This window comes from Rahnella sp. 2050 (genome assembly GCF_040544515.1).
GTDB classification, from domain to species: domain Bacteria; phylum Pseudomonadota; class Gammaproteobacteria; order Enterobacterales; family Enterobacteriaceae; genus Rahnella; species Rahnella aceris.
Map to the genome: position 1 here is coordinate 1,321,212 of NZ_JBEPKE010000002.1, position 22,052 is coordinate 1,343,263.

Sequence of the window (22,052 nt, forward strand, 5' to 3'; positions counted from 1 at the left end):
GAAAAAGTGATTAAACAATGACAAACAAAAAGACCAAAATCTTCGCCCTCATTGCCCTGATTCTGTTAGGGCTGGCGACGTTTGCCTATCAAAAAGTAAAACAGTTTGCGGATCGCCCGATCAATGTCAGCAGCGAAACTATCTTTACCCTGCCCGCAGGCACGGGACGCGTGGTGCTGGAAACACTGCTAATTGACAAAAAACTGATGAAGCCCAATCCGTGGTTTCCGTGGTTATTACGTTTAGAACCTGAACTGAGCGAGTTTAAAGCTGGTACTTACCGTTTTGAAAAAGGCATGACAGTACGTCAGATGCTTGAGCTGCTGAAAAGCGGTAAAGAGGCCCAATTCAGCGTTCGTTTTGTAGAGGGCTTTAAGCTCAGCGACTGGATGAAAGTTCTGGATAAATCAGAGTATCTGAAGCATGAACTCAGTGGTAAAAGTGGCGAAGACATTGCCGCCGCGCTGGGCGCAACGGACACCAAAAATCTCGAAGGCTGGCTGTATCCGGATACTTACCATTACACTGCGGGCATGACCGATTTATCTCTGCTCAAACGTGCTCACGTAAGGATGGAAAAAACGGTGGCGGATATCTGGAAAGGCCGCATGGATTCTCTGCCGTATAAAACACCTGCTGATATGGTCACCATGGCGTCGATCATTGAAAAAGAAACTGCAGTTAAAGATGAGCGCCCTGAAGTCGCTTCAGTATTTATTAACCGCCTGCGTATTGGTATGCGATTGCAAACCGATCCGACGGTGATTTATGGGATGGGTGATAAATACACTGGCAACATCACCAAGAAAGATCTGGAAACGCCGACTCCGTACAATACCTACGTGATCACCGGCCTGCCGCCGTCGCCAATTGCGATGCCGAGCGAAGCCTCACTGCAGGCCGCCGCGCATCCGGCGAAAACCCCGTATCTATACTTTGTCGCAGACGGCAAAGGCGGGCATACTTTCAGCACTAACCTTGAGAACCATAACAAGGCGGTTCGTGTGTACATAGAGGCGCTTAAGAATAAGAATGAAAAGTAACTTCATTGTGATTGAAGGCCTTGAAGGGGCAGGGAAAACTACTGCTCATGACGTGGTCGTCAATGCTCTGCGTCAGCACGGCGTGGGCGAAATCGTCTTCACCCGTGAACCGGGTGGAACGCCGCTTGCTGAGAAATTACGCGATTTATTCAAACGCGGCGTCGATGGCGAAAAACCTACCGTGAAAGCAGAAGTACTGATGCTTTATGCCGCCCGTGTTCAGCTGGTCGAAACGGTAATTTTGCCTGCACTGGCGCGTGGCGCGTGGGTTGTCGGGGACCGGCATGATCTTTCTTCACAGGCCTACCAGGGCGGTGGTCGCGGGATTGATGCCAAACTGATGACCTCCTTGCGTGATACCGTCCTGGGTGATTTCCGTCCTGATTTGACGCTGTATCTTGATCTGCCTCCGGCTATCGGATTGCAACGTGCCCGTGCCCGTGGGGAACTGGATCGTATTGAGCAGGAAGCGTTGCCTTTCTTTGAGCGTACGCGTACGCGTTATCTCGAACTTGCTGCCGGAGACAGCCGCATCAAAACCATCGATGCCTCCCAATCCATTGAGCAGGTCACCGCTTCCATCGAGCTGACGTTGAAAAACTGGTTCGATGAGCAGGTTTTACAAGGCAACGCATCATGAACTGGTATCCGTGGCTCAGTGGCCCGTACAGACAACTGGTCGGGCAATATCTGACGGGGCGTGGCCACCACGCTTTGCTGATGCATGCGGCTGCGGGGATGGGTGATGAGGCGCTGGTGTATGGTCTGAGTCGATGGTTGCTGTGCCGGCATAAGGACGGGGAAAAAAGCTGCGGAACCTGCCACAGCTGCCAGCTGATGATTGCCGGAAACCATCCTGACTGGCATATTCTCCAGCCTGAAAAGGGCAAAAGCTCTCTGGGCATCGACCCGGTGCGTCAGCTTATTGAAACGCTGTACAACTATTCGCAACAGGGCGGCGCAAAAGTTGTATGGATCCCTCAGACGGAAATGCTGACCGAAGCGGCGGCCAATGCCTTGCTGAAAACGCTGGAAGAGCCGCCTGCTGGCACTTATTTCCTGCTCGGTTGCCGGGAGCCTTCGGCTTTACTGGCGACGATCCGCAGTCGCTGCTTCTACTGGCATCTGCCGGTGCCTGAAGAAACGCTGGCGGTGCACTGGATAAACCGCCAGCTCAGCGCGGATCCGTTCGCGATTAAAACCGCCCTGCGTTTGGCCAACGGCGGGCCATTATCGGCCATTGAACTGTTGCAGCCGGAGCGCTGGAAACAACGCGTGGCGCTTTGCCAGCAGCTTTACGTTCAGTGCCAGCAGCAGGATATGCTTTCTCTGTTGTCTCAGCTTAATCATGAGGATGCCGCTGAACGCCTGTACTGGCTGGCGACGTTACTGCTGGATGCTGTCAAATGGCAGCAACATGCCGGGCAGTTCATCATTAATCACGATCAGCAGCCGCTGATTGCTTTGCTGGCAGGCGCGCAGTCTAACGCATCTCTGCAACAGTCGGTTACGGCGTGGATGCACTGCCGTCAGCAATTGATTTCCATCGTGGGGGTAAACCGCGAACTGCTGCTGACAGAACAGCTGCTGGAATGGGAACAAATGCTTCAGGGGGCGGTTTCCTCGTCAGTTTTCAGTTCCGCGCTATCGCGCTGATATACTCTTTATCTTCAACATACCGCAACGAGTTAATTATTATGTTTTTAGTCGATTCCCACTGCCACCTCGACAGCCTGGATTACAACGAGCTGCATTCAGGCGTGGACAGTGTGCTGGAAAAAGCCCGCGAACGTGATGTGAAATTTATGCTGGCCGTCGCAACAACCCTGCCGGGCTATCGGGCAATGACGCAGCTGATTGGTGATCGCCCGGACGTGGCATTTTCCTGCGGTGTTCATCCGCTGAATATCGACGATGGTTACGATTTCAACGAGCTGCGTGAGCTTGCCGCCAGCCCGAAAGTGGTGGCGATGGGGGAAACCGGTCTGGATTATTTTTATCAGAAAGAAGCGCATCAGCTGAAACTGCAGCAGGACTCTTTCCGCGAGCACATCCGTATTGGCCGCGAGCTGAACAAACCGGTGATCGTCCATACCCGTGATGCCCGCCAGGATACACTGGATATTCTCAAAGAAGAGAAAGCAGGGGAGTGCGGTGGTGTACTCCATTGCTTTACCGAGGATTTGCCGACCGCAAAATTCCTGCTCGATCTGGGTTTTTATATCTCTTTCTCCGGAATTGTGACTTTCCGTAATGCCGATGCGCTGCGTGAAGTGGCACGTTACGTCCCGCTGGATCGTCTGCTGGTAGAAACTGATTCGCCATACCTGGCACCGGTTCCGCATCGCGGAAAGGAAAACCAGCCTGCTTATGTGCGTGACGTTGCCGACTACATGGCAGTGCTCAAAGGCGTGAGCGTGGAACAACTTGCCGAAGCCACGACAGCCAACTTTTCACGATTATTTCACATCGATTCTTCTTCCCTGATGTCACTTTAGGCCAGGTCATATTCTCTGTATTTATTTTTCACCTCGTAATTAATCCTCTGAATGAGGTATTTTGGCACCGTTTTAGGCGGTGTCAGGGGGCTTTTATTCGGATTTTATGTTGATAAATGGTGGCTTTTAAGACGCTCTTACTGCATTTTTCAGAAAAACGTGACTGCCATCAAACATTAACAAAGGGAATTATTTTACCCTGCGTAAAAATTAAAAGGGGTGCTCAGACACCCGACAGCAAAAGGTTCGCAACACTTTTGCAAAGCGGTTAGTTATCAGGCTAAACCGCAATAAGTATCAAAAAGAATCATTACTCAGGAGCACAATCAATTATGTTTAAGAACGCGTTTGCAAACCTTCAAAAGGTCGGTAAATCGCTAATGCTGCCAGTATCCGTACTGCCAATCGCAGGTATCCTGCTTGGTGTCGGTTCTGCAAACTTTAGCTGGCTGCCACTGATCGTTTCTCATGTTATGGCCGAAGCCGGTGGTTCAGTCTTCGCTAATATGCCTTTGATCTTTGCTATTGGTGTTGCCTTAGGCTTCACTAACAACGACGGTGTTTCTGCACTGGCGTCCGTTGTGGCATATGGCATCATGGTGAAAACCATGGCGGTTGTGGCTCCACTGGTTCTGCATTTGCCCGCTGAAGAAATTGCAGCCAAGCATCTGGCCGATACCGGCGTACTGGGCGGTATCATCTCCGGTGCGATTGCGGCTTACATGTTCAACCGTTTCTATCGTATCAAGTTGCCAGAATATCTGGGCTTCTTCGCCGGTAAACGTTTTGTTCCGATCATCTCTGGTCTGGCTGCGATTATCCTGGGTGTGGTTCTGTCCTTCATCTGGCCGCCAATCGGTACAGGTATCCAGACCTTCTCACAATGGGCGGCTTACCAGAACCCGGTCGTGGCATTCGGTATCTACGGTGTGGTAGAACGTGCACTTGTTCCGTTTGGTCTGCACCATATCTGGAACGTTCCATTCCAGATGCAAATCGGTGAGTACGTGAACTCTGCAGGTCAGGTGTTCCACGGCGATATCCCACGTTATATGGCCGGTGACCCAACTGCAGGTAAACTGTCAGGTGGCTTCCTGTTCAAAATGTACGGTCTGCCAGCCGCTGCGGTTGCTATCTGGCATTCAGCGAAACCTGAAAATCGTGCAAAAGTCGGCGGCATCATGATTTCCGCTGCCCTGACTGCGTTCCTGACCGGTATCACCGAGCCAATCGAATTCTCCTTCATGTTCGTTGCGCCGATCCTGTACGTGATCCACGCGATTCTGGCCGGTCTGGCATTCCCAATCTGTATCCTGTTGGGTATGCGTGACGGCACCAGCTTCTCGCACGGTCTGATTGACTTCATCGTTCTGAGTGGTAACAGCAGCAAAATCTGGCTGTTCCCAATCGTAGGTGCGGTGTATGCGGTTGTTTACTACAGCATCTTCCGTTTCCTGATTGCGAAGCTGGATCTGAAAACACCTGGTCGTGAAGACTCTACCAGCGAAACCACCGCGCAGGGCGGTTCTGAAATGTCCGCCTCTCTGGTTCAGGCTTTCGGCGGCAAAGACAACATCACTAACCTTGATGCCTGTATTACCCGTCTGCGTGTCAGCGTAGCGGACGTCTCCAAAGTCGATCAGGCTGGCCTGAAAAAACTGGGTGCGGCAGGTGTGGTAGTTGCAGGTTCTGGTGTTCAGGCGATTTTCGGTACTAAATCTGACAACCTGAAAACCGATATGGACGAGTACATGCGTAGCCATTAATGGTGAGCAATGTCTGGTTCTGAGAAAGGAGGCTTCGGCCTCCTTTTTTTATGTCTGCGATTCAGCGGAGCGCTGGCTGACGCTTTCTGCGTCAATTAAGCATCAAAAAGCGTAATCAGGTTGAAAGGAATGGAAATTCTAACCCATACTGCGTACAACGCTTTTTACTTTGTTAAGGACAGTTAAGATGGCCGAAGAGACAATTTTCAGCAAAATCATTCGCCGTGAAATCCCTGCCGACGTGGTTTATCAGGACGAACTTGTCACTGCGTTTCGCGACATTTCTCCTCAGGCACCCAGCCATATTTTGATTATCCCGAATGTTCTGATCCCGACAATGAATGACGTCGATGCGACGCATGAAGCAGCGCTGGGCAGAATGATGACGGTGGCCGCGAAAATTGCCGAACAGGAAGGCATCGCCGAAAGCGGTTACCGCCTGATCGTCAACTGCAACCGTGATGCTGGTCAGGAGGTTTATCACATCCATATGCATCTGGTCGGTGGCCGTGCACTGGGTCCATTGCTGTCACGTCAGTAAGGGTAAACATGCGTTTTTTGATGGCGTTATTGCCAGTGATTTTGTTGATAGGTTGTAGCAGCAAGCCCACTATTGCGCTGAATAATCAACAAAGAGTGGTAATGGAATCCCCCGTTCTGACGGCAGGCATAATCCCAGGTTCGCCATCCGTATCTGATTCCGGCGGGCAGAAAAAAGCCACAACCAGGTTGGATAACAACCAGCCACACTCAGTCACCCTGCATTATCGTTACTATTGGTATGATAAACAGGGGCTGGATTTATTCCCGGTCGCCGAGGCCAGGACCATTACTGTTCCGGCGAACAGCAGCGTGGACGTCAGTTCCCTGAACGGCAATCTTGATGCGTACAGTGTGCGTATTTACCTTTATCTCTAATTTTTTGCACGGAGAAGGTTGATGAAAAAGTATTTCCTCATTGTGGCAATGGCCGCATTGATCCTTGGCGGTTGTACGTTGCCAAACCAGCCACAGCAGCCTGAGCAACCGCAGCAGCCACAGCAACCGTTGCCACCGGTTAACCCGCCGGTTCCGGAGCAACCGCAGGTCCAGCCAGTTCCGCAGCCGCCTAAATTTGCCAATATCGACTGGACCGCAACTGTTGAGCCAATGCTTGCGAAAATGCTGAAATCCGGTGGTGTGCAGCCGGGCAGCGTTCTGCTGGTGGATGGCGTGAAAAACAGCACCAATGGTTCCCTGCAAATGGCAAAAGCCACCGATGCATTGCGCAATGCACTGGCCAACAACACGACCTTCCAGGTGGTACCCGCCGAGCAACTGGCTTCTGCCAAACAGTCTCTGGGATTATCGCCGGATGACAGTCTGGCTTCGGTCAGTAAGGCCATCGGCCTGGCAAACATCGTAAAAGCGCAGTACGTGCTTTACAGTACCGTGAGTGGTGATGTGAAAGCGCCGACCATGTCGATGCGTCTGATTACCGCACCGAGTGGTGAAATCATCTGGTCAGGCCGCGGTGCAGTTCAGAATTAACGCTGAGCTTCTGCAACACGAACTCCGGCAACTGATTGAACAACATTATCCGGCGGTGAAAACCGCCGGTTTTCGTTTATTACCGGTTGCCGGGCTGACCGGCGAAAGCTGGAAAATCAGCTCGTCTGCCGGTGAGTTTCTGGCACGACATCAGTCTGTACAGCGGCAAGCTTTGGGCGCTGACCGGCAACGCGAATCTGTGATTTTGCGGCATATCGCGCGGCACAAATTAGGCCCTTGTGTCAGACTTTATTCGCCGCCGTGGCTGATAGTCGACTGGATAGGCGGAACGCCGTTGCAAGATCAGGCACTCGCCGCCGTTTCAGGCCAGAAAGCCTTGTGCCAGTGTCTGGTGCAGTTACACCAGTTGCCACTATCAGGCTACCGGCTGGATTTACAGCAGCAATTTGCCCGCTACTGGCAACATATCGACCGGCGCAGGCTGACGCCGCACTGGCTGCGTTTGCACCGCAAAATGTTGTCGCAGGATCCGCCGTCACCGCTGAAACTGGCGCTGGTACATATGGATATTCACGCCGGTAATGTGCTTAGTACGCCAGACGGGCTGCGGCTGATTGACTGGGAATATGCGGCGAATGCGGACATTGCGCTGGAGCTGGCGGCGATTATTCGTGGCAACGACTGGAACGCGCAGCAGCAAAATGCGTTCATCGGCGAATACGTTGATGCTGGCGGCTATCAGGAAATATCTCTTTTGCAGCAGCGGGTTAAACGCTGGATCCCCTGGGTTGATTACCTGATGCTGATGTGGTTCGAAGTGCGCTGGCAGCAGACCGGCGAGAGTAAATATCTTGAATGGGTGCGCCCGTTGCACCCGTGATAATTGTCTGAAAAATGAAAAGGAGCGTCCATTTTGTTGGGACCTGTAATGCTGGATGTCGCTGGCTATGCGCTGGATGCCGAAGAACGTGAAATTTTGCAGCACCCGCTGGTGGGCGGGCTGATTTTATTCACCCGAAATTATCATGATGTCGATCAGTTGCATGAACTGATCCGCCAGATCCGCGCCGCGTCGCACGACAGGCTGGTGCTGGCCGTGGATCAGGAAGGCGGGCGCGTACAGCGCTTCCGCGAAAGTTTTACCCGTCTGCCTGCCGCGCAATCTTTTGCGGCGCTCAATGAACCGCACGAAGCGGGGCGTCTGGCCCAGGAAAGCGGCTGGCTGATGGCGTCGGAAATGATTGTGATGGATATCGACATCAGCTTCGCGCCAGTGCTGGATATCGGACATATCAGCGCAGCTATCGGCGAACGTTCGTTCCATGCAGAACCCCGGAAAGCGCTTGAAATGGCTGAGCAGTATATTCTCGGTATGCATTCCGCTGGCATGAAAACCACCGGTAAGCATTTTCCGGGGCACGGTGCCGTCAGCGCGGATTCCCATAAAGAAACACCACACGACGATCGCCCGCTGGAAGTTATCCGCCAGCACGACATGGCTATCTTCCGTCAGCTCAACGAACGTAAATTACTGGATGCCGTGATGCCGGCGCACGTGATTTATACTCAGGCCGATCCACGTCCGGCCAGCGGTTCGCCATACTGGTTGCAGGAAATTTTGCGCAAAGAGCTGAATTTCAACGGCGTGATCTTCTCCGATGATATCTCAATGGAAGGTGCGGCAATCATGGGGTCTTATCCCGAACGCGCGCAGGCCTCTCTGGATGCGGGTTGCGACATGATCCTGGCCTGTAACAACCGGCAGGGCGCTGTCAGCGTGCTGGATAACCTGTCTCCGGTCAACGCTGAGCGCGTTGCACAGTTGTATCATCGCGGACTGTATAGTGGAAAACAGGCCCGTCAGGACCTGCAAAATTCGAGACGCTGGAAAGAGGCAAACCGTGATCTGACCACACTCGACGCCCGCTGGCAGGAACATAAACAGGCTGCCCTGTAACGTTTTTCCGACCACGTGAAGGGTTCAACGCACATTCAGGATGAGGTAAACGATGATTATCTATTTGCATGGCTTCGATTCAACCAGTCCCGGTAATCACGAGAAAGTGTTGCAGTTACAGTTCATTGATCCGGACGTGCGCTTCATCAGTTACAGCACGCTGCACCCGCGTCATGACATGCAACATCTGCTAAAAGAAGTGGATAAAGTGCTGCAGGAAACGACGGACAAGAATGCGCTGATTTGCGGCGTCGGACTTGGCGGATTCTGGGCTGAACGCATCGGTTTCCTGTGCGGGATCCGCCAGGTGATGTTCAATCCGAATTTGTCACCGCAGGATAATATGACCGGGAAAATCGACCGCCCGGAAGAGTATGAAGATATCGCCACCAAGTGCATCAGCGATTTCCGCGAGAAAAACCGCGACCGCTGTCTGGTGATTTTATCCCGTGAAGATGGCGTGCTCGACAGCAGCAAAACGGCTGAGAAATTGCATCACTATTATCCGGTTGAATGGGACGAGCATCAGAGCCATAAATTCAAAGATATCTCGACGCATCTGCAACGCATTAAAGCGTTCAAAAATATCGTCTGATTTAACATTTCGTTTCTGAAATCGCTAAAACCACTGCCTTTGCGCAGTGGTTTTTTATTTGTGACATTCCCGCTTCAGAATTCGTTTTCATGGCAGATCCGCGTCTAACTTGCTGATTTAAAGATGTCAAAATGCGTGCCATTTTCCTAAGTCAAATTAGCCAAATGAATTTAAATTGACCTATATCAATTTTGGTATGACCAAATCACCACGCGTGATATCCTCCGTCTCAGATACCGATTTAACTTAAGCAACCCTATGTTATATAAGGATTATATTTTTACTCTTATATAACAATTGGTTCACATTTGAGGGGGTCATTTTGACATCACCAATGAAGAAAATTGTGATTATCGGCGGTGGCGCCGGCGGTCTGGAACTGGCGACCAGCCTGGGCCATAAACTTGGCCGCAACAAAAAAGCGGAGATCATTCTGGTCGACCGTAACCACAGCCATTTATGGAAACCCCTGTTGCACGAAGTGGCGACCGGCAGTCTGGATGACGGCGTGGATGCGCTGAGCTATCTGGCTCATGCCCGCAACCACGGTTTCACCTTCCAGATTGGCTCACTGACCGATATCGACCGTGAAAATCAGACCATCAAACTGGCTGAAATCTGTGACGAGAACGGCGAAATGCTGGTGCCGGTACGGGATATTGCGTACGACACCCTGGTGATGGCGCTGGGCAGCACGTCTAACGATTTCGGTACACCGGGCGTCAAAGACCACTGCATCTTCCTGGATAACCCGCATCAGGCGCACCGTTTCCATAACGAAATGCTGAACCTGTTCCTCAAATTCTCTGCCAGTGCAGACAAGCAGAAGAAAGTGAACATTGCGATTGTTGGCGGCGGGGCGACGGGTGTCGAGCTGTCTGCCGAGCTGCATAATGCGGTAAAACAACTGCACAGCTACGGTTTCGAAGGGCTGGACAGCGAAGCGCTGAACGTCACGCTGGTGGAAGCCGGTGAACGTATTCTGCCTGCGCTGCCACCGCGTATTTCTGCTGCGGCGCATAACGAGCTGACTAAACTGGGCGTACGCGTTCTGACGCAAACCATGGTGACCAGCGCGGATAAGAACGGTCTGAACACCAAGTCCGGCGAATTCATTGACGCCGATCTGATGGTCTGGGCGGCGGGGATTAAAGCCCCTGATTTCATGAAAGACATCGCGGGTCTGGAAACCAACCGTATCAATCAGCTTGTGGTGGAACCGACGCTGCAGACCACGCGCGACCCGAACATCTATGCGATTGGCGACTGCGCTTCCTGTCCGCAGCCATCCGGCGGTTTCGTGCCACCGCGTGCGCAGTCAGCGCATCAGATGGCCTCCCGTTGTTTTGCCAACATCATGGCGCAGCGTAAGGGGCAAAGCCTGAAACCTTACGTCTATAAAGACCACGGTTCACTGGTTTCCCTTTCACGCTTCAGTACTGTCGGCAGCCTGATGGGTAACCTGATGCGCGGTTCTATGATGGTCGAAGGCCGTCTGGCGAGACTGGTTTATATCTCGCTGTACCGTATGCACCAGATTGCATTGCACGGTTACATTAAAACCGGTCTGATGATGCTGGTCGGCGGCATTAACCGGGTGATCCGTCCGCGTCTTAAACTGCACTGATACCTGTCCGCTGATATTTTTTTCAACGTCAGCTGAATCGTTTCATAGCCCAAAGCCTGTTTCTGACAGGCTTTTTCTTATCTGCATGAATACCCCTGTGAACAGCATAAGATCCCGCCACGATGAGGTTGTCTGCTAAGAATTCTCCGAAACAGGGGGATGCACCGGTTGTTTATCTCACTTACAGATTTCGTCTTATTGTTTGCTTACGTTTAGGTGTGCAGACTTAACAATAAGTTTACAAGAACAGATGGTCACAGACGGCGATTCACGCACGCCGAACCTCAGATGTGAAGCTGTCCGCTGAGGGACTCCGGTAACGGAGTCATTGCGTGGTAACATTTGCGGAGGAAGTCCTGTGAACAAGTCAATGTTAGCTGGGGTCGGTATCGGTGTGGCTGCGGCGTTGGGCATTGCTGGCGTTGCAAGCATGAATGTTTTTTCATCTGGCCCGGAGTACGCGCAGGTTGTCAGCGCGACGCCAATCAAAGAAACCACGAAAATCCCGCGTCAGGAATGTCGTAATGTGACGGTCACTCACCGACGTCCTGTACAGGATGAACATCAGATTGCTGGCTCCGTGCTCGGTGCAGTCGCCGGTGGTGTACTGGGTCACCAGTTTGGTGGCGGCCGCGGACGTGATGTTGCGACGGTAGCGGGTGCATTGGGCGGTGGCTATGCGGGTAACCGCGTGCAGAGCAGCATGCAGGAAAACGACACCTACACCACGCAACAGCAGCGCTGTAAAACCGTGTATGACAAAGAAGATAAAACGCTCGGTTATGATGTGACCTATAAAATAGGCGATCAGCAAGGGAAAGTTCGTATGGACCACGATCCGGGCACACAAATTCCGCTGGATAAAAGCGGTCAGTTGCAACTTACCCGTTCATAATCAAGCGGGAAGTGTGGAAAATAAAAAGCCTGAGGTGAAAACCTCAGGCTTTTTTTAACGCATGAAGATCAGATTCAGATCAGATGCTCAGTAAACTCATTCAGCATGTCACCGACAAACTTCAGGCGTTTCGGGCGATCAGTCAGATCTAACACAAACTTCAGTTTTGTCGGGCCGTCCAGCCGGTAAACCTGGGGTTGTTTCTGTAACAGACCAATCAGGAAGCCCGGATCCACACGGTTCTTATCGCCAAACTCAATGAATCCGCCGCGCTCGTTGCCTTCAATCCGCCGGATGCCGAGTTCTTTGGCTTTCAGGCGCAGCACGGCAATCAGCAACAGATTGCGCGCACCGTCCGGCAGTGTGCCAAAACGGTCGATCAGCTCAACGCGGAGTTCATCGAGTTCGCCTTCGGTTTTCGCACTGGCGATACGTTTATACAACGACAGGCGCGTATTCACATCAGGAATGAAATCCTCCGGCAGCAGCGCAGGCATGCGCATTTCAACTTCGGTCTGGCTGGTGGTTAAATCCTCCAGCGATGGCTCGCGGCCTTCTTTCAACGCTTCGACGGCGTTTTCCAGCAACTCCATATACAGCGAGAAACCGATACTGGTCATCTGGCCGCTCTGGCCTTCGCCGAGCAGTTCGCCAGCACCGCGGATTTCAAGGTCGTGCGTCGCCAGCGCAAAACCGGCACCCAGGTCTTCCAGCGAGGCAATGGCCTCCAGACGTTTATGTGCATCGGCCGACATGGCTTTCGGTGGCGGCGTCAGCAGATACGCATAGGCCTGATGGTGTGACCGCCCTACGCGGCCACGCAACTGATGCAACTGCGCCAGACCAAAGTGGTCGGCGCGCTCAATAATGATTGTGTTCGCCGTCGGGATATCGATACCGGTTTCGATAATGGTGGTACACACCAGCACGTTGAAACGCTGGTGATGGAAATCATTCATCACACGCTCGAGGTCGCGTTCACGCATCTGACCGTGGCCGATGGCAATGCGCGCTTCCGGCACGAGTTCGGCCAGCCGCTGCGAGGCTTTCTCGATATTCTCGACATCGTTGTAGAGATAATAAACCTGCCCGCCGCGCAGAATTTCACGCAGGATTGCCTCACGCACGACCAGACTGTCGTACTCGCGCACAAAGGTTTTCACCGCCATACGACGTGCAGGCGGTGTGGCAATAATCGACAGGTCGCGCATGCCGCTCATGGCCATGTTCAGCGTACGCGGGATAGGCGTTGCGGTCAGGGTAAGAATATCTACGTCTGCACGCATCGCCTTGATGCGCTCTTTATGACGTACGCCGAAACGGTGCTCTTCATCGACAATCAGCAGTCCCAGATCTTTCCAGCGTAGATCGGTTTGCAGCAGTTTGTGTGTGCCGATAATAATATCGACTTTGCCTTCAACCGCATCTTCCAGCACGACGTTTTGTTCTTTGGCGCTGCGGAAACGCGACATCATTTCGATGCGCACTGGCCAGCTGGCGAAGCGGTCGCGGAAGTTATCGAAGTGCTGTTGTGCCAGCAGGGTGGTCGGTACCAGAACGGCCACCTGCTTATTGTTGGAAACGGCGAGGAAGGCTGCGCGCATCGCCACTTCGGTTTTACCAAAACCGACGTCGCCACATACCAGCCGGTCCATCGCCAGCGGTTGGGTCATGTCAGTCAGTACCGCGTTAATGGCCTGTGCCTGATCCGGCGTGGTTTCAAACGGGAAAGCCTGACAGAACAGCTGATACTGTGCTTTGTCGTGCTTAAACGCGAAACCACTTTTGGCTTCGCGCTGGGCGTAGATATCCAGCAGTTCCGCAGCGACATCGCGCACTTTCTCGGCCGCTTTCTGCCGCGCTTTTGACCAGGCTTCACCGCCGAGTTTATGCAGCGGCGCGCTCTCATCCGCGCCACCGGCATAGCGGCTGATGAGATGCAGCGATGATACCGGCACATACAGTTTGTCTTCACCGGCGTAGGTCAGTATCAGGTATTCGGCAGTGATGCCGCCGGTTTCAAGCGTTGTCAGCCCGAGATAACGGCCCACACCGTGTTCGACATGCACTACCGGCTGGCCGGGACGCAGTTCGGCGAGATTACGGATCAGTGTATCGGTGTTGATCGACCGTCGGCTGTCCTGACGGCGACGCGCCACGCGTTCACCAAGCAGATCGCTTTCACAAATCAGCGCCAGCTGTTTATCCGCATCCAGAAAACCACGTTCGCACGCGCCGATCATGATGTAACGACCGGCGATATCGGCTTCTTCAATCCGGGTGATAAGCGTCGGCATCAGCTTGATGCGTGCCAGCAAATCCTGAAGCGTTTCGCCGCGGCCTTCACTTTCTACAGAGAATACCAGGCTGCCGGCAAAGGATTCATTAAAGCGACGCAGGTTATCCATCGGCGCTTTATTCTGCGGCTGAACGGATAAATCTGGCAGCTTTTCGTAACTCAGATTGGTATTGGCGGCTTTCTTCGGCAGCGAATCAGTACGCAGCTGAACACGTGGCCAGGCTTTCAGCTCGGTAAACAGCGACTCCACACGCAGCCAGAGATTTTCCGGCTCGAGCAGCGGACGCATCGGATCGACCCGGCGGCTTTCGTAACGCTGGCAGGCGTCCTGCCAGAAGCGCTCAGCGGCGGCTTCGAGATCGCCGGTATTCAGCACCAGCGTGTTTTCCGGCAGATAGCTGAACAGCGTGGTCAGAGGCTGACTGAAAAACAACGGCTGCCAGTATTCGATACCGGCGGGGAAGGTCCCTTTACTGACCTGCTGATAAACGTGTTCGGCATCGCGACGTACTTCGAACTTCTCGCGCCATTGGCTGCGGAACAGTTCAATGGCATTTTTATCGGTTGGAAATTCGTGCGCGGGTAGCAGATTGATATGTTCCACTTCACTCAGCGTGCGCTGGGTATCCACATCGAAAATGCGCAGGCTGTCGATTTCATCATCAAAGAAATCAATGCGATAAGGTTCTTCGCTGCCCATCGGATACAAATCCAGCAGAGCGCCACGGGTGGCAAACTCGCCGTGCTCCATCACCTGATCTACGCTGCGATAACCGGCCTGTTCCAGCTGTGCACGCAATTTATCGCGCGAAAGCTGCTGACCTTTCTTCATCACCAGCGCGTGACCGTGCAGGAATTCGTGCGGGCAGACGCGTTGCATCAGCGTATTCACCGGCAGAATAATGATGCCGCGTTCCATAGTAGGAAGCTGATACAAACTGGAAAGGCGTGAAGAAATAATTTCCTGATGTGGAGAAAAACTGTCGTAAGGTAGCGTTTCCCAGTCCGCAATACTCAGGACTTTGTTGTCAGTAAACTGTTGAATTTCATCGCGCAGGCGCAGGGCATTTTGCATATCAGGCGCAATCAGCAGGATCGGGCCTGTATGGCGTTCACTGATTTGGGCGCATTCCAGCGCGCAGGCGGAGCCTGTAAGCTGGCCTAACAGGCGGTTGTCGCCCGGGCGTTCAGGCAACGAATAACGATAATCTTGAGACATAGGCTGTGTTGAGTTCTCGTTTTGGCGGCTGTCGGAGGCCAATTAGCAGACCGTATCTTGCTTTGCAGGGGTAATCGGGGTCAACCCGTTGTCTGTATAAAAGGGTCAACGGCGTCACAAAGTTAAACCGATTACTTTGGGTTAATGGTTCCATAAAGCGGTGCTAGCCTTTATTATCCTTGATCACTTTAGTCTGCGCCACGCACTTATTTGCGGCCAAGCACTTAAAACGGATGTTATGTATCAACCTGTCGCGTTATTTATAGGTCTGCGCTACATGCGCGGGCGTGCTTCGGACCGCTTCGGGCGGTTTGTCTCCTGGTTATCCACCATTGGTATCACTCTCGGCGTGATGGCGCTGGTGACCGTGCTGTCAGTGATGAACGGTTTTGAGAAAGATCTGGAAGGTAACATCCTGGGTCTGATGCCTCAGGCGTTAATCACCACGCCGGGCGGATCCCTCGACCCTCAGAAAATCACCCATCAACAGGTGTCGGCGCTGAAAAGTGTTAACCGCGCTGTACCGCTGACCACCGGCGATGTCGTGCTGCAAAGCCCAGGCAGCGTCGCGGTGGGCGTGATGCTCGGTGTCGATCCTGACCAGAAAGACCCGCTGGCGAAATACTTAATTGGGGTTGCCCAGCAGGAACTTCAACCCGGTAAATACAACGTTATTCTTGGCGATCAGCTGGCGCAGCAGTTAAAAGTGCGCCGTGGCGATCAACTGCGTCTGATGGTCACCAGTGTCAGCCAGTTCACGCCAGTCGGCCGCGTCCCGAGCCAGCGTTTGTTCAACGTTATCGGCACTTTCTCCGCCAACAGCGAAGTGGATGGTTACCAGATGCTGGTGAACATTCAGGACGCCTCACGTCTGATGCTGTATCCGAAAGGCAATGTCACCGGCTGGCGTTTGTTCCTCGACAAACCGCTGGACGTCGACAGTCTGAGTACGCAAAAACTGCCTGACGGTGCAAGCTGGAAAGACTGGCGTGAACGCCGCGGCGAATTGTTCCAGGCGGTGCGCATGGAGAAAAATATGATGGGGCTGTTGCTGAGCCTGATCGTCGCCGTCGCCGCGTTTAACATTATTACGTCACTGGGTTTACTGGTGATGGAGAAGCAAGCCGAAGTGGCCATTTTGCAAACACAGGGCTTAAGCCGTCGCCAGATTATGGCGCTGTTCATGGTGCAGGGTGCCAGTGCCGGTGTGATCGGCGCGTTGCTCGGTGCCGTGCTCGGCGTGGTGCTGGCCACCCAACTGAATACAATTATGCCAGCTATCGGGCTGATGCTCGATGGCGCGTCGCTGCCGGTCGATATCGAACCGGTTCAGGTCGTGGTCATCGCGCTGGTTGCTATGGCTATTGCTTTATTATCTACGCTTTATCCTTCCTGGCGCGCTGCTGCCACCCATCCCGCAGAGGCTTTACGTTATGAGTAATTCTTTATTATTGCAGTGTGAAAACCTCTGTAAGACTTATCAGGAAGGTAAAATGCACACCGACGTGCTGCGTGACGTCAGTTTCGCTATGCAGCCGGGTGAGATGATGGCGATTGTCGGCACCTCCGGTTCCGGCAAAAGTACTTTGCTGCATTTGCTGGGCGGACTCGATTCCCCGACGTCCGGCGAAGTGATTTTCAAAGGCCAGTCTCTGAATGCGATGTCTTCATCGGCGAAATCTGAATTGCGTAACCGCGAGCTGGGCTTCATTTATCAGTTCCACCATTTGCTGCCGGATTTCACCGCGCTGGAAAACGTCGCGATGCCGCTGCTGATTGGCAAAAAGAAATCTGCCGAAGTGCAGGAACGCGCGCTGGCGATGCTCGAAGCGGTGGGACTGCAACATCGCAGCAATCACCGTCCTTCCGAGCTTTCCGGTGGTGAACGTCAGCGAGTGGCAATTGCCCGTGCGCTGGTGAATAATCCTTCGCTGGTGCTGGCCGATGAACCGACCGGTAATCTCGATCAGCGCAATGCCGACAGCATTTTCGAATTGCTCGGCGAACTGAATGTGCGCCAGGGCACGGCGTTTCTGGTGGTGACGCATGATCTGCAACTGGCGAACCGTCTGACGCGTCAGCTGGAAATGCGTGACGGCAAGTTGCAGCAGGAATCGATGTTGCTGGGAGCGAAGTAATGTCTGGCATTCCTTTTTCATTATTGATTGGCCTGCGGTTCAGTCGTGGACGCCGTCGCAGCGGCATGGTGTCGCTGATTTCGGTGATTTCAACGTTAGGCATTGCACTGGGGGTGGCGGTGCTGATCGTTGGCCTCAGCGCCATGAATGGTTTTGAACGTGAGCTGAAAGAACGCGTACTGGCGGTCGTACCGCACGGCGAAATCCGGCCGGTCAATCAGCCGTTCAACAACTGGCAGGGTGTGCTGGATCGGGTGGAAAAAGTGCCGGGTATTGTGGCGGCTGCACCCTATATCCAGTTCAACGGCCTGATTGAGCACGGCGCCAAACTGCGCGCCATCCAACTGAAAGGTGTTGATCCACAGAGTGAACCACGTGTCAGTGCCGCGCCGAAATTCGTGCAGAATAATGCCTGGCAAAATTTTAAAGCCGGTCAGCAACAGTTGATCCTCGGCAAAGGCGTCGCGGATGCGGTGGGCGTGAAGCAGGGCGACTGGGTGACCGTGATGATCCCGAACAGCGACCCGGAAATGAAGCTGTTGCAGCCAAAACGTATTCGCCTGCAGGTTGCCGGTATTTTGCAGCTCAGCGGACAACTTGATCACAGCCTTGGCATGGTGCCTCTGGCCGATGCCCAGCAATATCAGGATATGGGCAGCAGCGTGACCGGTATTGATATCAAAGTGAACGATGTCTTTGCCGCACAGAAACTGGTGCACGACGCCGGTGAAGTGACTCAGGCTTACGTTTATATCAGCAGCTGGATCGGAACTTATGGCTACATGTACCGTGATATCCAGATGGTGCGCGCTATCATGTATATGGCGATGGTGCTGGTGATTGGTGTGGCCTGCTTCAATATCGTTTCAACGCTGGTGATGGCGGTGAAAGATAAAAGCAGCGATATTGCGATTTTGCGCACACTGGGTGCGAAAGACGGACTTATCCGCGCAGTCTTCATCTGGTACGGTTTACTGGCGGGGCTGGTCGGCAGCGTTGCAGGTGTAGTGATCGGCGTGATTGCGGCCTTCCAGCTGACTAACATCGTCAATGCATTGCAAAAACTGACCGGTCACCAGTTCCTGTCGGGCGATATTTATTTCATCGACTTCCTGCCTTCTGAAGTTCACTGGCTGGATGTCGCAGGGGTGCTGGTAACCGCCCTGGTGCTGAGTTTGCTGGCAAGCTGGTATCCGGCGCGGCGTGCGAGCCGTATCGATCCTGCCCGCGTACTCAGTGGCGGTCAGTAATCCATTTTTAAATGAAGTCTTAATCAGACACAGAGAGTAAGGAGCACTTCATGCGCACACGTCATCGTCTGTGTCGGTTTCGCAAAAATAAGCGCATTCGCCATCAGCGGTTCCGGTCGAATATTTTCCACCGTGACTCGATGGCGGCTGCGTCGTTGAAGAAGCCGTTTGTCGTGGTGCTGACCGGCGCAGGGATTTCCGCCGAGTCTGGCATTCGTACTTTCCGCGCCGCTGACGGTTTGTGGGAAGAACATCATGTTGAGGATGTGGCGACGCCCGAAGGCTATCGCCGTGATCCTGAACTGGTACAGCGTTTTTATAATGAGCGCCGCCGTCAGTTGCAGGCAGAAGATCTCAAACCGAATGCCGCACATTACGCGCTGGCCACGCTGGAAGAAGCGCTCGGTGAGAACTTCCTGCTGGTTACGCAAAATATCGATAACCTGCACGAGCGCGCGGGCAGCTTACGCGTCATTCATATGCACGGCGAATTGCTAAAAGTGCGGTGTACGCAATCGGGGCAGGTATTGGACTGGCCGGGCGATCTGACTGTGGATGACCGCTGTCATTGCTGTCAGTTTCCGGCACCGTTGCGCCCGCACATAGTCTGGTTCGGTGAAATGCCTTTTGGCATGGACGAGATTTACGATGCGCTGGCTAAAGCCGATTTTTTTGTCGCTATCGGTACGTCTGGCCACGTTTATCCGGCCGCGGGATTTGTCCATGAAGCGCGCATCGGCGGCGCCTGTGCTGTTGAACTGAATCTTGAACCGAGTCAGGTTGAAAGCGAATTCGATATGAAGCACTACGGGCTGGCGAGCCAGGTCGTACCGGAATTTGTCCATAAGTTCCTGACCAAGAAAGACCAGGCCTGGTGATCACCAGGCTTTTTTTTATTGTTCTCGCCAAAAATTGCGCCTGCCCCATAGACATATCTCGTTAAACTTGGTGAAAAATGACCTGACGCAATATTCAGGGTTTTCATGCTGCGCATAATAAAACCCAGCCGCCAGAGGATACCCAAATGAATAAGTTGCTTGATCGTTTTCTTCATTATGTTTCTTTCGATACTCAATCTAAGCCCAATGTTAAATACACGCCCAGCACCGATGGACAACTCAGGCTGGCGCAGGCCCTGCGTAATGAACTGACCGAGCTAGGTTTTTCTCAGGTTACGCTCAGTGATAAAGGCTGCGTGATGGCCACCTTGCCAGGCAATGTGGCCTGGAAAGTGCCGGTGATTGGTTTTATTTCCCATCTGGATACCGCGCCTGATTTCACGGCTAAACACGTTAATCCACAAATTGTGGAAAATTACCGCGGCGGCGATATCGCACTGGGTAATGGCGATGAAATATTATCTCCGGTGATGTTCCCGGTATTACATCAGCTTCTCGGGCACACGATTATCACCACCGACGGCAAAACCTTGCTCGGGTCTGATGATAAATCTGGTATCGCAGAAATTATTACCGCGATGGTGCGACTGAAAAACAGCAATATTCCGCACGGACCGGTGCGTATCGCCTTCACGCCAGACGAGGAAATCGGCAAAGGCGCGCAGAGTTTTGATATTCCTGCATTCGGCGCGCAGTGGGCCTACACCGTCGACGGTGGCGGAGTGGGGGAGCTGGAGTTTGAGAACTTCAACGCTGCGTCGGCCACGATTAAAATTGTCGGTAATAATGTGCATCCGGGCAGTGCCAAAGGGGTGATGGTGAATGCGCTGTCACTGGCGACGCGTTTTCACAACGAGCTGCCTGCAGATGAAACGCCCGAACATACAGAAGGTTACGAAGGTTTCTACCATCTGACGACCATCAAGGGCAACGTTGAGCGTGCGGAAATGCATTACATCATCCGTGATTTCGACAAAACGCAGTTCGAAGCCCGTAAGCAAAAAATTATTGATGTCGCACACGTGGTCGGCAAAGGCCTGCACCGTGATTGTTATATCGAAGTGACGCTCGACGATCACTATTACAACATGCGCGACAAAGTGGCTCAGCATCCGCACATTATTGCGCTGGCTCAGCAGGCGATGAAAGATTGCGATATCGAGCCAATCATGAAGCCCATTCGTGGTGGCACTGATGGCGCGCAACTTTCGTTTCGCGGTTTGCCATGCCCGAATATCTTCACCGGCGGTTATAACTTCCATGGCAAACACGAATTCGTAACGCTCGAAGGAATGGAAAAAGCGGTTGCAGTGATTATGCGTATCGCGGAACTGACGGCGGAAAGATCTCAATAAATCCTGTTCAGCCTTTGAGTTATAACGTTTAACAATATAAGGCTGGTTAGATTGCCCTTTATTATCAGCGTGTTAACCATTTTATCTGGTTATGACAGATAACCTGCCTAAATATATCTTGATTTCGTATCTCTAATTTGTATTTTTTTCTCATTTCTCCTGTCTGTAAAATACATTTTTGCCTCTACGGATTTGAGAAAATGGAATTAAAGGATGTAGCATCACTGCGGGATTTTGTCAGAACTCGCATCCCGACTCGTGGTACCGGCACTTGTTATAGTGCATGGGTATTAATCTGGTATCCGGATGGTGGGAATGTAGGCCATGCGTCAATGTTTATTGGTGATATTTTAGAAACCAGTCCTTATGTCAGCTGGTGGCCACAAACAGAAGATAAAAAAATCATGTTCGGTAAATACCCTTCAAGAATCGCTTGCATGGGGAATACCAGTTCAACGACTTATCGTTCTGATGCCCGTACCGAAGGTAACCCACCAGATGTTATTTATGGATTGATGAACCTGGACGAGAGTGCGATGAAAACAGCCTGGTATGATATTTGTCATAAAGCAGGAGGATCATCATTTCGTACCGTCGGGAAGAATTGCGCTAATATTGTTGGCCGGGTCATCAATGCAGGACTTATCGCTTCACCATTACGTGCCAGGGCCTTTGGCTATATGCAGGGTGGTTTTTTACCCTGTACGCCTAAGCGTGTAGGGGTGGCATGTAATTATCTGAGAGATAAAGACCTCGCCATAAAAATAAGTCTGCATACCAAATCTCTGAACCTTAATCCTTTCAAACGCCTGCTGCGGCTTCGATAACTTCGTCGGGCTGTGAAAGCCCGACAGCATTGCGTTTGTTATTTTAGACGCTCCATTCCGTGCAGCGCTATCCGGTAGCCGTCTGCGCCATTGCCTTGTGTAGTGATGTTATGGACGCCCCTCCCTGAAGTAGCCAGTGCCATACTCTATTGACTGCAATTAATTCAGGAGTGATATCACATGAACACAATCA

Annotated in this window: 20 protein-coding genes; 19 read left to right on the top strand and 1 reads right to left on the bottom strand. The window is 52.6% G+C overall.

From position 1 onward, the window contains the following. The first annotated feature begins 17 nt into the window (after positions 1–17). The 13 genes from mltG (at position 18) to ABIC79_RS13535 (ending at position 11,872) form a co-directional block, all read left to right on the top strand. On the top strand, positions 18–1,043 hold the full coding sequence (mltG, locus tag ABIC79_RS13475; protein ID WP_013576242.1) for an endolytic transglycosylase MltG: 1,026 nt from the start codon (positions 18–20) through the stop codon (positions 1,041–1,043). After that, positions 1,033–1,683 carry a dTMP kinase gene (tmk, locus tag ABIC79_RS13480; protein WP_013576241.1) on the top strand — a complete coding sequence of 217 codons (651 nt, stop codon included), beginning with the start codon at positions 1,033–1,035 and terminating at the stop codon, positions 1,681–1,683. Before mltG ends, tmk begins: the two co-directional genes overlap by 11 nt. Further along, positions 1,680–2,699 (top strand): DNA polymerase III subunit delta', encoded by a 1,020-nt coding sequence (gene holB, locus ABIC79_RS13485; RefSeq protein WP_112198440.1) that lies wholly within the window; start codon positions 1,680–1,682, stop codon positions 2,697–2,699. Before tmk ends, holB begins: the two co-directional genes overlap by 4 nt. A gap of 41 nt (positions 2,700–2,740) precedes the next feature. Continuing rightward, positions 2,741–3,541 (top strand): metal-dependent hydrolase, encoded by an 801-nt coding sequence (locus ABIC79_RS13490; protein WP_015690189.1) that lies wholly within the window; start codon positions 2,741–2,743, stop codon positions 3,539–3,541. Positions 3,542–3,873: 332 nt separating this feature from the next. Continuing rightward, positions 3,874–5,307 (top strand): PTS glucose transporter subunit IIBC, encoded by a 1,434-nt coding sequence (gene ptsG / locus ABIC79_RS13495; protein WP_013576238.1) that lies wholly within the window; start codon positions 3,874–3,876, stop codon positions 5,305–5,307. 187 nt (positions 5,308–5,494) lie between these two features. Continuing rightward, positions 5,495–5,848, top strand: coding sequence for a purine nucleoside phosphoramidase (gene hinT, locus ABIC79_RS13500; protein ID WP_013576236.1), 354 nt, complete (start codon positions 5,495–5,497; stop codon positions 5,846–5,848). Positions 5,849–5,856: 8 nt separating this feature from the next. Then, complete coding sequence (locus tag ABIC79_RS13505; protein WP_013576235.1) at positions 5,857–6,225, top strand: YcfL family putative periplasmic lipoprotein; 369 nt, start codon at positions 5,857–5,859, stop codon at positions 6,223–6,225. Between the two features lie 21 nt (positions 6,226–6,246). Continuing rightward, positions 6,247–6,837: a penicillin-binding protein activator LpoB gene (gene lpoB, locus ABIC79_RS13510; protein ID WP_354567382.1), complete on the top strand. Its 591-nt coding sequence runs from the start codon at positions 6,247–6,249 to the stop codon at positions 6,835–6,837. Beyond that, the gene (locus ABIC79_RS13515; protein WP_131638034.1) at positions 6,821–7,678 is read left to right on the top strand and encodes a phosphotransferase; all 858 of its coding nucleotides are present in this window, start codon (positions 6,821–6,823) and stop codon (positions 7,676–7,678) included. The genes lpoB and ABIC79_RS13515 overlap by 17 nt, the downstream gene beginning before the upstream one ends. Before the next feature lie 48 nt (positions 7,679–7,726). Further along, positions 7,727–8,755 carry a beta-N-acetylhexosaminidase gene (nagZ, locus tag ABIC79_RS13520; RefSeq protein ID WP_013576232.1) on the top strand — a complete coding sequence of 343 codons (1,029 nt, stop codon included), beginning with the start codon at positions 7,727–7,729 and terminating at the stop codon, positions 8,753–8,755. A 52-nt stretch (positions 8,756–8,807) separates the two neighbouring features. After that, positions 8,808–9,350 (top strand): alpha/beta hydrolase YcfP, encoded by a 543-nt coding sequence (gene ycfP, locus ABIC79_RS13525; protein ID WP_013576231.1) that lies wholly within the window; start codon positions 8,808–8,810, stop codon positions 9,348–9,350. A gap of 322 nt (positions 9,351–9,672) precedes the next feature. Then, entirely contained in the window at positions 9,673–10,977 is a 1,305-nt protein-coding gene (locus ABIC79_RS13530) for an NAD(P)/FAD-dependent oxidoreductase (RefSeq protein WP_013576230.1), read from the top strand. A 358-nt stretch (positions 10,978–11,335) separates the two neighbouring features. Continuing rightward, complete coding sequence (locus ABIC79_RS13535; RefSeq protein WP_013576229.1) at positions 11,336–11,872, top strand: glycine zipper 2TM domain-containing protein; 537 nt, start codon at positions 11,336–11,338, stop codon at positions 11,870–11,872. 74 nt (positions 11,873–11,946) lie between these two features. On the opposite strand, the gene mfd is transcribed toward ABIC79_RS13535, so the two are convergent. After that, positions 11,947–15,390, bottom strand: a complete 3,444-nt coding sequence (gene mfd / locus ABIC79_RS13540; protein WP_354567386.1) for a transcription-repair coupling factor — start codon at positions 15,388–15,390, stop codon at positions 11,947–11,949. 238 nt (positions 15,391–15,628) lie between these two features. Between mfd and lolC the strand changes: the two genes are divergently transcribed. From lolC to ABIC79_RS13570, 6 genes are all read left to right on the top strand, one after another. After that, entirely contained in the window at positions 15,629–16,831 is a 1,203-nt protein-coding gene (gene lolC, locus ABIC79_RS13545) for a lipoprotein-releasing ABC transporter permease subunit LolC (RefSeq protein WP_013576227.1), read from the top strand. Further along, a complete protein-coding gene (gene lolD, locus ABIC79_RS13550) occupies positions 16,824–17,528 on the top strand; it encodes a lipoprotein-releasing ABC transporter ATP-binding protein LolD (RefSeq protein WP_013576226.1) in 705 nt (234 codons plus the stop codon). The genes lolC and lolD overlap by 8 nt, the downstream gene beginning before the upstream one ends. Next, complete coding sequence (gene lolE, locus ABIC79_RS13555) at positions 17,528–18,778, top strand: lipoprotein-releasing ABC transporter permease subunit LolE (RefSeq protein WP_037037364.1); 1,251 nt, start codon at positions 17,528–17,530, stop codon at positions 18,776–18,778. Before lolD ends, lolE begins: the two co-directional genes overlap by 1 nt. 50 nt (positions 18,779–18,828) lie before the next feature. Beyond that, positions 18,829–19,656, top strand: coding sequence for a Sir2 family NAD+-dependent deacetylase (cobB, locus tag ABIC79_RS13560; protein ID WP_013576224.1), 828 nt, complete (start codon positions 18,829–18,831; stop codon positions 19,654–19,656). Between the two features lie 146 nt (positions 19,657–19,802). Continuing rightward, complete coding sequence (gene pepT / locus ABIC79_RS13565; protein WP_354567390.1) at positions 19,803–21,032, top strand: peptidase T; 1,230 nt, start codon at positions 19,803–19,805, stop codon at positions 21,030–21,032. Positions 21,033–21,232: 200 nt separating this feature from the next. Beyond that, positions 21,233–21,859, top strand: a complete 627-nt coding sequence (locus tag ABIC79_RS13570) for a hypothetical protein (RefSeq protein ID WP_126124253.1) — start codon at positions 21,233–21,235, stop codon at positions 21,857–21,859. Positions 21,860–22,052 lie beyond the last annotated feature (193 nt).